Source organism: Alteromonas abrolhosensis (assembly GCF_001953635.1).
Taxonomy (GTDB): Bacteria; Pseudomonadota; Gammaproteobacteria; order Enterobacterales; family Alteromonadaceae; genus Alteromonas; species Alteromonas abrolhosensis.
Map to the genome: position 1 here is coordinate 1 of NZ_MEJH01000018.1, position 12875 is coordinate 12875.

The window sequence follows — 12875 nt, forward strand, 5'->3', positions numbered from 1 at the left end:
TCTAGGAAAGGAAACTGTTTAGACAATGCCGTTGCAGAGAACTTCTTCGGCATATTAAAAACTGAGATGTATCACAATGAAACGTTCAAAGATGCGAATGAGCTCATTGAAAACATCAAAGAATATATTGATTACTACAACAACGAACGCATTAAGCTAAAACTAAAAGGCCTGAGTCCGATACAATATCGAAATCAGGCCTTGGTTGCCGCTTAGAAATGAGTCCAACTTAATGGGGTCACTTCAAATGGCGCCTTTTTTGTTGTCAGCGCTAATAATCCTCCTTTCTTATACTTCCGTCTAATATCCACTAGCTTGTGAATGGGGTATTTTCGTTTGCTTATTGATTTTTATCAGCAATCGTTAGTTCAGTGGTGTGTTCTCCCTTGAGATGATTTACTCTGTCTAAAAACACCAAAGGAAATAATTGTTATGTACCAGAAATTGCTGTCACTTGCATTTGCAGGGCTGGCCTCTGTGTCTGCTGCTAATGCTGCTCAAATCAATGTTGATGAATTAGCCAACAAAGTAGAACCTGATGTAATTAAATGGCGTCATCATTTTCATGAATTTCCTGAACTATCAAATCGCGAGTTCAAAACCGCTGAATATGTTGCTGACTACCTTAGAAATCTAGGGCTAGAGGTGCAAACCGGTGTTGCAAAAACCGGTGTGGTTGCAATTTTAGACTCAGGTAAGCCGGGTCCTGTGGTTGCGCTGCGTGCAGACATGGACGGCCTTCCTGTCAAAGAGCAAAATGACTTGGCATACCGCTCAACGCAAATAGGCGAATACAACGGAAAAGAAGTGCCGGTTATGCATGCTTGTGGTCATGATACTCACATGGCAATGCTTATGGGCGCTGCAAAAATTCTTACCGAAATAAAAGGTGAGTTGAAAGGTAAAGTGAAGTTTATCTTCCAGCCTGCAGAAGAGGGCGCGCCAGCGGGAGAGAAAGGCGGTGCAGAAGTCATGGTAGCTGAAGGCGTTCTAAAGAACCCTGATGTTGATGCCATTTTTGGCTTACATATCAATGCCAATACAGATGTAGGTAAAGTACGTTATAACGCTGGTGGCACCATGGCCGCAGTAGATCCGTTTAAAATTGTTATTCATGGCAAACAAGCGCACGGTGCTTACCCATGGAAAAGTGTCGACCCGGTTGTGACCGCAGCACAAATGATCATGTCGATTCAGACCATCGTTAGTCGCGAATTAAAGTTGATTGATGACGCGGCAGTGGTGTCTATTGGCTCTATTCACGGCGGCAACCGTTCTAACATCATTCCAAATGAAGTGGAAATGGTTGGTACAATTCGCACGCTAAATAAAGCCGCTCGTGATCACATTTACGAGTCACTGCCGCGTAAAGTGAAGGCCATTGCAGAAAGCATGGGCGCCGAGGCAGAGCTTACTTTACCGCTAGATTACTATTACCCCATTACGTACAACGATCCAGAGTTAACGAAAGCCATGCTGCCCACTATGCAGCGTACAGCAGGCGTTGAAAATACACTGCTTTCTAAACCTGTGACAGGCGCGGAAGACTTTTCATTTTTCCAAGAGCAAATTCCAGGTTTGTATGTTTGGGTAGGCGGCAAGCCATTGGACGTGTCTGAAGAAGATAGCCCAGCGCATCATACGCCTGAATTTTATGTTGATGATGAAGGCATGAAGTTAGGTGTGAAGCTTCTTACAAACTTTACCCTAGATTACATGGCTCAACACTAAAAGTGATGGCCGGAGACATGCGTTGAAAATAGGCAGTATTTCATTTTCTTTTTCATGGTCTCTGGCCCTTCAAGCACTGCTTGTATGTGTGTTAGGTGCGGGTCTTAATGCTCTCAACCCACCCTTTGATAGCACAGGGATAGCTACATTTGGTATAGGTGCGGCAGTCTACGCTTCACTTCGGTTTTCTCCTTTTATTTCCATTCCTATTGCGCTAATTGTTAGCCTTCCCTTGTGGCTAAACGACGGAAGTATTGTTGGAAAGGAAAGCCTTACTCTGCTGCCTGTCGTACTTAGCTTTTTTGGCTATAACAAGTCGCTTAAACAGGTGATAAAAGTAGGCGCAGGTTTTTGGTCTATTGTCTTTCTGCCCATTCTCGTTTTAGAGCATTCTCTTTATGATGGCGATAACGTCAACATGCTTTTTTCCGGCGTGTTGGTGACGTGGGTTAGCGGCGTATTCGGGCTGATAATAGGGCATTTTGCCTATTTGGCAATACACGGGCTAAAACGCCAAACGTCTCATAAGTCTGAGCGAGTTACGCTACACTTCCTATTTGGTTACTTTTTCTCTGGCTGTTTCTTTGTTGCCTCCATGGCGGTGATTTACTTATCGGTGAGCCTGTTTCAACAACAGCAAGAAAGACAAATTTACAGTTACATGGCGCAACGCGTGAATGTGCTGGAGTTCCAGCTTTCAAATTTTATTCAGCAACATCAAAGTGCCATTATCAGTGCAGCGCAAGTGTTATCTAGCGAGGTATCAAACAGCGATTTCGATAATGCAGCGATGACAAATTTGCGGGTGTTGGCATCACATAATCCAGAATTTCTGACCTTCCTTATTGCCGATGATAACGGCGATATAACCCATGCTTATCCACCTAGTTTGCTAGACAAAGCAAGACAAAACGGTCTACCGAATGTGGCTTATAGACCTTATTTCTTTGAAGTAATGCAGTCAGGCAAACCTTTTCTCTCAAACGTATTTCAAGGCCGCGGTTTTGGTAACGATCCCATTGTAGCCTTGTCTGCTCCTATTACAGATGGCGACGGCACGCCAAAAGGTATCGTTGAAGGTTCTCTATCATTAAAGAGTTTTTCCGCTATTGATAAGCTTAGCTTGGGCGGCTTTTTGATGCTTATTGAGGATCAAAAAGGAGAAGTTATATACGCCTCGAAAGCCTTAGAAATGAAGCCACTAACGAAAGCACCGTTTTATATTTGTGAACCTGATTGTGCTGTTGAGGTGGAGAACGGGCCAGAGGGGAAAACATGGTTGAGGTTAGCGAAAGATATGCCTTTTGCTAGCTGGAAAGTCAGCTATTACTTCGACAAACGACTGTTAATGGCATCAATGAGTAATTACTTGCTAAAAGACTTACTGCTGCTATTGGCATTATCTGCTTTTGGAACATTCACCGGGTACGTAGTTGCAAAAATGGTCGGCGCGCCTATTCGTCGCCTTGTTCACTATATTTCCGAATTCGACCCCACACAAAAAGAAGGTGTTAAAGCTCCACAAAGGGCACTGCACATTCAAGAGCTCTCGTCGCTAAGCGATGAGTTCGTGAGTTTAGAAGCCCGATTGCTCGATGCATTTGAAGAGCTAAAGGTAGCAAGAGAAGTAGAGCAAAGCCTGAATGTCGAACTAGGGGAATTGAATCAGTCTTTGGAAAAGCGCATAGAAGAGAAAACCGAGCACCTTGCGTTAGCGCTTAAAGAAGCGGAAGCCGCGAATGTGGCGAAAACGCAGTTTCTCGCTAACATGAGTCACGAGATTAGAACGCCAATGAACGGCATTATTGGCTCATGTGAATTGATGCTCGAGAATGAGTTGCCGGAAAATGTTTCGGCTAGAGCCAAAACAATTTCACGCTCTGCTAGCAATTTACTTATCATCCTGGACAGTATCTTAGATTGGTCGAAGATTGAATCGGGTAAAATGCTTACCGATATTCAAAGCTGTGCCATTCGTGAGTTGCTAGATGCCTCTTGTGAACTCTATCGGCACGCAGCTCAAATAAAAGGGTTCGACATTACGCTTCATGTTGAACAAGGTGTACCTAAAGCCCTCAATGTCGATGCAGGCAAAATTAGTCAGGTGATCAATAACCTTCTTAGCAATGCGATAAAATTCACAAGCGAAGGAAGTGTGTCGGTTAACGTCAGTTATGCCCATCAGGCACTAAAAGTGTCGGTTACCGATACAGGAATTGGCATAGCGCCTGACAAAGTACACCTTATTTTTGAAAAGTTTGAGCAAGCGGATTCTTCCACCACGCGCAATTTCGGAGGCACTGGGCTAGGATTGGCTATCTCTAAAGGCTTAGTTGAGCTATTAGGTGGCGAGCTATATGTAGAAAGTGAACTGGGCAAAGGGACAAGCTTCACCTTTCACATCCCAGCCACAGTCAGTGAAAGTACAGAACGTGCAACAGATGAAATTATTCCTGCGTTACCTAAAGGGTTGCGGGTGTTGCTTGCCGAAGATAATGACATTAATGCAGAAATTGTCATGGATATGCTTAAATCAGCAAACGTCAAATGCATTCGAACGAAAAACGGTCAGGACGCCGTTAATGCTGAGAAGAAACACGATTTCGATGTGATTTTAATGGATTGTCAAATGCCCGTGATGGACGGACATACCGCTTCTTCTATTATTCGTAAGGAAGGCAGGAACAAGAGCACTATTCGAATAATTGCCTTAACCGCCAATGCTTTCATTGAAGACAAAAATGCCTGCTTAGCTGCAGGCATGAATGCTCACTTGAGTAAGCCTATTCGCAAACAAGTGCTATTTGACTGTATTGCCCGTGAACTTGCTAGCGTTTGAGGCTACATCGGTATTGTCGCTGGGCGTAACACTGACTAGTCGCAGTACTGCATAGCCCAAACACGCTGATACAAGGGAGCCGGCTAAAATACCTACGCGTTCGTCAAAAATTTGGTTGATCCCTGTTTGTTCAAATGCCAATCCTCCAATGAATAAGCTCATTGTAAAACCAACCCCGCACAGTAGTGCACAACCGTAAATATGCTTGAAGTTTAAATCGTCAGGCAGTTTAGCCAGTTTCAGCTTCACCATTAGATAGCAGAAACCAAACACGCCAATTTGTTTACCTACAACAAGGCCAAGAAAAATACCAAAAGTAACCGGGTGGAAAATACCCTCAGGGCTAATATTGCCAAAACTAATCCCTGCATTCGCGAAGGCAAATAGGGGCAGAATGGCGAAACTCACAGAACCGTTAAGGCCGTGTTCTAGTCGAGTGACGGGCGAGTAAGATTCATCTTTTTCATCCCGCATAGGGATAAAACCAGCAAGTACAACACCCGCTAACGTTGCATGTACACCAGATTTCAACATGGCCACCCATAAAATGATGCCTACAAAAATATAGGGGGGAATGTCTACCACATTGCGTTTATTCATCTGCCACAACAATAGCAAGCAACCCGCTGCGATGTATAACGCGCCTGCCGTGATGTGCTCAGTGTAAAACAGAGCAATAATGACGATAGCACCAATGTCGTCAATAATAGCGAGTGTGACTAAGAAAACTTTGAGGCTGGTAGGAACGCGGCTGCCGAGTAGAGCAAGGATTCCCAAAGCAAAAGCAATGTCAGTAGCAGCGGGGATCGCCCAGCCTGCGATCGCCACAGGGTTGTCCCAGTTAATGCCTACATAAATTAAAGCAGGTAATGCCATACCACCTACGGCACCCGCGGCCGGTAACACAATGTCTTTCGGGTTAGCTAGCTCACCTTCACAGATTTCCCGTTTCAGCTCTAGGCCTACGTGGAAGAAGAACACCGCCATTAACCCATCGTTAATCCACAATAACAACGGTTTATCAATAGCCCACGACCCCGCAGAAATTTGCACGGGCATACTTATTAGGTGGTCATACAGCGTATCTAAGGGAGAGTTAGCGATGATGAGCGCAAGTACGGTTGCGCACATTAATAGAATGCCAGGAGCAGCTTCGCGATTTAAGAAGTCAGATACCACGTCTTGTACTTCTTCTATCACCTCATCGAGTACGTCGGGTTCATGCTTATCTGTCATCAATAACCTCTTGAGCCCACTGACTGTCGACGTAGCGAAATATAGGCATTTTCGCCGGCGTCAAACTGGGTTAACGGGCAAGTTTTCTGCGTAAATTAATTATCGTTAATACGGCTAATCTCAAAGAGATAGATCACCCTAAGGCAAGAGGCCAAGAATAAAGCCCTTAGCCATTGGCGCCATATTAGAGGCCATTTACGGTGGGATTTTGAACGGTTTTACGCTACAATCGCGGCCTTTCCAAGGTTGTCCACTTTACCTACCCCGAGGATCTCTAGATGGCAAAAGTCGCGATTGTAATGGGTTCAACTTCAGACTGGCCTACCATGCAGCAGGCCGCAAAAATGCTGAAGTCGTTTGGTGTTGAATTTGAAGCGAAGGTGGTGTCGGCGCACCGTACACCTAACTTGCTAGTAGAGTTTGCAGAAAGCGCTGCCGATGAAGGTTTTAGCGCGATAATTGCTGGCGCAGGTGGCGCAGCACACTTACCTGGAATGATTGCCGCACACACACACCTTCCCGTGTTTGGCTGCCCGGTAAAATCAAAAGCCCTTAACGGATTAGATTCACTGCTTTCTATCGTTCAAATGCCTAAAGGCGTTGCGGTAGGCACACTTGCCATTGGCGAGGCTGGTGCAGCAAATGCGGGTCTTCTCGCGGCACAGGTTGTTGCTTTGCAAGAGGAAAGCGTACGTGATGCCGTTATCGCTTTCAGAAAATCTCAAACCGATACAGTGCTTGCTTCAAGCAACTCCTTGGAGCTAGATGAATGAGAGTAGTTGTTTACGGCGCAGGCCAACTTGCTCAAATGATGTACTTAGCGGGAAGTCCGTTAGGTATTGACGTTCAGGCTGTGGACGTAAACAACGATACCGTTGTACATCCAGTTAGCAAAACCCCCCTAGAAATTTCACTTGCTCAAGCACTGGAAGGCGCTGACGCCCTTACCGTTGAATTTGAGCACGTGCCTGAGAGACTTCTTGAAGAAGCGGCAAAAACAAATAAGCTAATGCCGAATATCGACAGTATTTTGGTAGGCGCCGATCGGGTACGCGAAAAGAAATTGCTTGAAAGCATGAAGGTTGCAAATTGCGAGCATATGATAGTTACCGACCTTGCCCAGTTAGACGATTGCCTAAAACAGCTCGGTAGCAAGTTAATTTTGAAAGCGAGTCGTGATGGCTATGACGGTTATGGGCAATGGCGTTTAAGCGATGAAGCTGAACTACCAGAGCTTAAAAACGCGCTTCATGGCTTAGATTTAGAAAACGTGCCTCTTGTTGTTGAGAAGATGGTCGCTTTCGACAGAGAGCTTTCTTTAATTGGTGTACGTAACGCAAAAGGTGACGTAAGAACTTACCCGCTTGCCGAAAACCTCCATCACCAAGGTCAGCTTCACGTATCGGTTGCACCAGCGACTAATGTTGACGACGCACTTCAAGCTCAGGCTCACGATATCTTCGTGAAACTGGCTGAAGGCATGAACTACGTAGGAGTGCTGGCTGTTGAGCTGTTCCAAGTAGGCGACAAGCTGCTTGTTAATGAACTGGCTCCTCGCGTGCACAACTCTGGTCACTGGAGTCAATCAGGCGCTGTAACCAGTCAGTTTGAAAATCACTTACGCGCAGTATGTGGATTGCCCCTTGGCGATACCTCCGCTATTGGCCCAAGTGCAATGGTCAACATCATTGGTTGCAGTAGCTTCTCAAGAGATTTGCTAAGCATTGATGGTAGCCATCTTCACTGGTACGGAAAATCTGTGCGTGAAAAGCGCAAGATGGGACACATTAACGTCACCACTAATTCTTATGAAAACTTAGGTGAAAAGCTCATGGCTTTGAGCAAATATTTACCACTTGAGTACTTCCCGAAATTAGTTGGTGAAGCAACGCGATTAAAAGGTTGACACCCTCGCGTTTATCGCTAGAATACGCATCCGCTGTCTAGGCAGCGGTTTTTAAAGTGTGCCGACTTAGCTCAGTTGGTAGAGCAACTGACTTGTAATCAGTAGGTCGCCAGTTCGATTCCGGCAGTCGGCACCATTTCTCTTTTTTCCTATGCCAATCTTACGTACACTAGTTCCGATTACTCACTCGGAGCAGGCTGTATGTCATTTTTTTCCAAATCGCTAAAACCATTAGTTATTGCTACTGGCTTATTTTCTTTAGGTTTATCTGCGTCTATCAGTGCTCACGAACACGAGCATAAACACGAAAATCACCAATCGCACGCCAATGAAACCAACGATGTTATGGTTATGAATGGTTATGCTAGAGCAACGTTTGCTTTGGCGAAAACTGGCGCAGTGTACTTTACTTTGCATAATCAAGGTGACAGCGATAAAACACTGACGTCTGTTTCAGTATCAGGCGATGTAGCAAATGAAGCGCAAATCCACACGACGGTGATGGAGGAAGACGTGATGAAAATGCGTGAGCTAACCGACGGAGTTAAAATAAAGGCGGGTGAAATGGTGTCGTTCGAGTCAGGAGGCCGCCACGTTATGTTGATGGGGCTTACCAAAGGTTTAGAAGAGGGCACTGAAATCGCGCTTACCCTAACATTTGCTGATAAAAGTGAACTTCAGGTCACGGTACCTGTGAAAAAAGAGGCAGACAAAGGTCACCATCATCACAACTAATTAAGCGCTAAAAGCAGCACCAATCGAGCCATCGATTAATGCGATGAATGCAATCAACTAAACCGTTAATCTAAATCAAAATTTCTGTAGTACTATTAACTTATATTATTCAAACCAAGATTTTTTAAACGCCGATGAATTGGCCGTATGGAAATCTAACAAGGGTTTTTAACGTTAAGGAGTGTGACATGAGCAAGATTGATATTGGTATTTCTGAGAGCGACCGTAACGCAGTAGCAGAAGGCCTTAAGAAGCTATTGGCCGACTCTTATACTTTGTACCTTCAAACGCACAATTTTCATTGGAACGTAGAAGGGCCACAGTTCCGTGAACTGCACTTGATGTTTGAAGAGCATTACACCGAGCTTGCTGAAGCAGTTGATGAAATTGCAGAACGTATTCGTACACTTGGCGTGGCTGCGCCAGGCACGTACAAGTCTTTTGCACAACTAAGCTCAATTGAAGAAGTGGAAGGTGTACCTGAAGCGACTGAAATGGTTCGACTGTTAACTCACGGTCATGAGCAAGTAGTGAAAACATGCCGTGAATCGTTAAAGTTAGCGCAAGACGCTGATGACGAGTCATCTGCAGCGTTAATTGGTGACCGCATGCGCGTTCACGAGAAAACGGCGTGGATGCTTCGTGCGACCTTACCAAAGTAAAGTAGTTACGTTGAAGCACGCAAAAGCGTAAGGCTAAGTAATTTAGCCGTGTTTATCGCAGAAGTGCGTGAAACTATCACAAAGGGTACAGCAGCGCTGTGCCCTTTTTTGTATACTGCCCTCAAGTATAAATAAAATAAGATTAGAAGCCTTTGTCATAGAACATAGGCCTTCTTCAAATGAGGCTCTTAGCGATGAAACCATCAACTATCTTAGCTACACCATTTAAACCCGTAAGTGTGCTTGCGCAATCATTGGCATGTGCATTAGCGCTTACGGTGAGCCAATCTGCTCTTGCTCACGGTGATCACAAGCATGGCGAAGCGCACGAACTGACCGACAGCGATATTACCGTAACAACACTTGCCGAAGGGTTGGTGCATCCGTGGGGTATGGCATTTTTACCCAATGGCGACCTACTGGTTACTGAACGCGCCGGTGGCATTCAGCGTTTGTCAAAAGACGGAAAGCTATCAGGGCGCTTAAACAATGTGCCTGAAGTGGTTGCACAAAACCAAGGCGGTATGTTGGACATCGCGATAGACCCAGATTTTGCCAGCAACAGCACCATTTACTTCTGTTACAGCAAAGCAAGTGAGGAAGAGGGTAAGCCGGGCAGCAGTAGTAGTGTCGCCAAAGCCACGCTTACCGACTCGGGCCTTGAAAATGTTAACGTTGTCTTTAGTGCCGATTCTATTGTAGACAATGGCTTTCACTTTGGCTGTCGCTTAGCTTTCGATGCTGAAAAGCATTTGTATATCACTATGGGCGACCGTTATAAGTACATGAAAGAAGCGCAGAATACCGACAACCACTTCGGTAAAATTGTGCGTATAAACCGTGACGGCAGCGCAGTTAAAGACAACCCGTTCATAGACGGCAATGCGCCTGAAGTATTCAGCTATGGTCACCGCAACGTGCAGGGCGTGACCGTTCACCCACAAACCGGTGCAGTTTGGGCAATGGAGCATGGCCCCAAAGGTGGTGATGAAATCAATATCCTTGAGCGTGGTGCTAACTACGGCTGGCCAGTGATTACCTATGGCGTTGACTATAGTGGCGACATCATCAGTGATAAGACACATATGGATGGTATGAAGCAGCCTTGGTTGTATTGGGATCCGTCTATTGCACCAAGTGGCCTTACCTTCTATCAAGGTGACATGTTCAAAGAATGGAACGGTGATGTACTGGTGGGTTCATTGAAGTTCACGCATCTTCGCCGAATTAAGGTAGAAGATGGAAAGCCCGGTGAGCAGTTCGAATATATTCGTGACAATCACGACCGTATTCGCGATGTTGAAGTTGGCCCAGAAGGTGCCATTTACTTACTGACTGATGCACCGAACGGTAAAGTGTTAAAGCTGACCAAATAGTGTAATAAGTAAAATGAGAAAAGGCGCCACTTCGTTTACCGCTGGGCGCCTTTTTAGTTTCTGTGATATTTGGCTCTAGCTAGATATAGCTATTCGCCATCCTTTTCCTTCTTGTAGCGCTCAAACCACGCCACAATATTTCCTACTTTTTGTATTAAGCGAGAAGGGCGACTTGCAATGCCGTGCGAGGCCCCTGGAATTCGAACCATCGCTGCATCGACACCTTGTAGTTTCAACGCTTGATAATACTGTTCTGTTTCACTTATTGGCGTACGGTGATCGGCTTCACCGGTTAGCAGCATAGTAGGCGTTACCACATTGCCCACTAAGCTCAGAGGGCTGCGTTGCCAGAGCTTATCGGCAATATTCCACGGCATGTCAGCCATCCAGTAATTGCTAAAGTAGGGGTATGCGTCGGCAGTCAACGAAAAGCTCATCCAGTTAATCACTGGCTTTGCCACCACTGCCGCGCTAAAGCGGTCGGTTTTACCAATCGACCACGCGGTGAGTGTACCGCCACCTGAACCCCCAGTAATGAACAGGTTTTCTGAATCTACATAACCCTGTTCTACTACAGCGTCTACCACGTCCATCAAATCGTTGAAGTCTTGTGACGGGTAGTTATGATGGATCAAGTTTCCAAAGTCTTCACCGTAAGAGCTGCTGCCCCTTGGATTAGACCACACCACCACATAACCTTGCGCTGCCATCAGTTGAATTTCCATAGCAAAATGAGGGCCATAAGCAGCATGCGGGCCGCCGTGAATTTCTAAAATCAGTGGATACTTTTTGCTTCTATCAAATCCAGGTGGCAATGCAACCCATGCGTCGATAGGTAGCTCGTCAACGCTCGATACTACAGAAAGATCTTGAACCTCTGCCAACGTCTTATGGCCTAGTGCGTCGCTGTTTAAATCGGTAAGCTGTGTATCGTCTTTGCCTTTTCGGTAAAGCGCTAGATCGCCCGGTACAGTGCGACTTGCAATGGTGTAAACAATGTCACCTTTATCACTAATGGCAAAGTCACCAGACGTGTAAGGGCGCCCGAAAGCTTGACCGCCTATGCTCACGTCGATAGGTTTTACATCACCTTTCAAGTTTACCGTAGCAAGCTTCGTTTCACCGTGGTCAAGATACGAGAAAACTAACCCTCGGCTATCTTTGCGCCACTCAAACTTGCCTAAGCTTCTATCTAGTGACGTTGTTAAACGGGTGATGTCACCACTTTCAAGCTCAAGTACAACAAGGTCGCCATTCTGATAAGAGAGTTTTCTGTCGTTAAGTTGAGTAAACGCCAAGTATTTACCGTCAGGGCTTAACGTTGGAGAGCTTTCAGGCCCGTCGATATCAGTGACTTGTTCAACGGCCGCTGTTTTCACATTTACTTTATAAATATCGCTAAACAACGGGTGCAATGCGTAGTCTTCTCGCTGTGGCGTAGCGAAATAAATCCAATCATTGTCTTTAGAAAATGAAAGGGTGCCGCCACTAGGGTATTTTCCTGTGGTTAGCTGACGAGGAGTGCCGCCCTCAACAGGCAAAACAAAGATTTGATCAAAGCCTTCGCGTAAATAGCCTCTTCCGTCACCTCGATACTGCACCGCATCAATATATGTGCCCTGGTCAGCCCACTCTGCTCCTTTAGGCTTGCTTGGCATACCGGTAAATAATGGCTTCTGCTTTTCTTCAGTAAACTGCGTAAATGCTAAGGTTTTGCTGTCGTGAGACCACGTTAACTGGCGAGGGGCTTCGCTAGTGTTGGTTAAGCGCACAGACTGCATGGTATCTAAATAATAGAGATGGATTTGTGCGCGACCATTGACCGATTTTGTGTATGCCACCATTTTGCCGTTGGGCGAAAGGGTCGCTTGAGACAAGTTTTCATCTAAGCCAATAAAGGGGCGGTGTTCACCAGACTTTATGTTTACCTGCCACAGTCGACTTTGCCTACCGTCAGTCATGATATCCATGCTTTGACGCGCGTAGATGACGGTATCTTTGTCGATAAACTGTGGGTTGGCCACAAACTCTAAATTAAAGGTGTCATCGTACGTGAGCGCATTGGTGCTAACCGAAGCTGAATCAGATTCTTGCAATGCATTGGCTTGAGTTATACCTAAAACCAAAAGCGATAATGCAGTCGAAGTAACATATAAGCCTTTGCGTATAGGGCTTGAGGCGAAACGAGACGCAAACATGGCGGTTCCTTTTTTATTGTTCTTGCGCAGTGCGCGTTTTATTGTTGGTGCGCTAGGCGCGATAGGTTAAGTATTCGCTGCCGTGAGCGAGCGTCAACTCAGCAGGCCGCTAACTTTGAATATAACCATATCGCTTTCGTTTATTTTATGTAAACCGTGTGCGATAAAGGGGCAGGATTGTTCGTTAAACGC

10 protein-coding genes and 1 tRNA gene are annotated in these 12875 nt (G+C 45.7%); 9 read left to right on the top strand and 2 right to left on the bottom strand.

What is annotated here, in order from left to right:
* The 3 genes from BGK61_RS18370 to BGK61_RS18380 form a co-directional block, all read left to right on the top strand.
* Positions 1-216 (top strand): IS3 family transposase (locus BGK61_RS18370; RefSeq protein WP_157888785.1); only part of this gene is annotated, 216 nt, incomplete at its 5' end.
* Between the two features lie 216 nt (positions 217-432).
* Positions 433-1731: an amidohydrolase gene (locus tag BGK61_RS18375; protein ID WP_014997166.1), complete on the top strand. Its 1299-nt coding sequence runs from the start codon at positions 433-435 to the stop codon at positions 1729-1731.
* A gap of 22 nt (positions 1732-1753) precedes the next feature.
* Entirely contained in the window at positions 1754-4570 is a 2817-nt protein-coding gene (locus tag BGK61_RS18380; RefSeq protein WP_076012873.1) for an ATP-binding protein, read from the top strand.
* Here the strand turns inward: BGK61_RS18380 and nhaA are convergent.
* Complete coding sequence (gene nhaA, locus BGK61_RS18385) at positions 4532-5806, bottom strand: Na+/H+ antiporter NhaA (protein ID WP_076012874.1); 1275 nt, start codon at positions 5804-5806, stop codon at positions 4532-4534. The two genes, BGK61_RS18380 and nhaA, sit on opposite strands and share 39 nt — an antisense overlap.
* A gap of 278 nt (positions 5807-6084) precedes the next feature.
* Here nhaA and purE point away from each other — a divergent pair, with 278 nt between their 5' ends.
* The 6 genes from purE (at position 6085) to BGK61_RS18415 (ending at position 10485) form a co-directional block, all read left to right on the top strand.
* The gene (gene purE / locus BGK61_RS18390; RefSeq protein WP_014997169.1) at positions 6085-6579 is read left to right on the top strand and encodes a 5-(carboxyamino)imidazole ribonucleotide mutase; all 495 of its coding nucleotides are present in this window, start codon (positions 6085-6087) and stop codon (positions 6577-6579) included.
* Complete coding sequence (locus BGK61_RS18395; RefSeq protein ID WP_076011590.1) at positions 6576-7712, top strand: 5-(carboxyamino)imidazole ribonucleotide synthase; 1137 nt, start codon at positions 6576-6578, stop codon at positions 7710-7712. The genes purE and BGK61_RS18395 overlap by 4 nt, the downstream gene beginning before the upstream one ends.
* A gap of 60 nt (positions 7713-7772) precedes the next feature.
* A tRNA-Thr gene (locus tag BGK61_RS18400) sits at positions 7773-7848 on the top strand.
* Positions 7849-7913: 65 nt separating this feature from the next.
* Positions 7914-8447 carry a copper chaperone PCu(A)C gene (locus BGK61_RS18405; RefSeq protein ID WP_076011591.1) on the top strand — a complete coding sequence of 178 codons (534 nt, stop codon included), beginning with the start codon at positions 7914-7916 and terminating at the stop codon, positions 8445-8447.
* A gap of 188 nt (positions 8448-8635) precedes the next feature.
* Entirely contained in the window at positions 8636-9109 is a 474-nt protein-coding gene (locus BGK61_RS18410) for a Dps family protein (RefSeq protein ID WP_014997172.1), read from the top strand.
* Positions 9110-9303: 194 nt separating this feature from the next.
* A complete protein-coding gene (locus tag BGK61_RS18415; RefSeq protein ID WP_076011592.1) occupies positions 9304-10485 on the top strand; it encodes a PQQ-dependent sugar dehydrogenase in 1182 nt (393 codons plus the stop codon).
* 89 nt (positions 10486-10574) lie between these two features.
* Here BGK61_RS18415 and BGK61_RS18420 read toward each other — a convergent pair whose 3' ends face one another.
* Positions 10575-12683: a S9 family peptidase gene (locus BGK61_RS18420; RefSeq protein ID WP_076011593.1), complete on the bottom strand. Its 2109-nt coding sequence runs from the start codon at positions 12681-12683 to the stop codon at positions 10575-10577.
* Positions 12684-12875 lie beyond the last annotated feature (192 nt).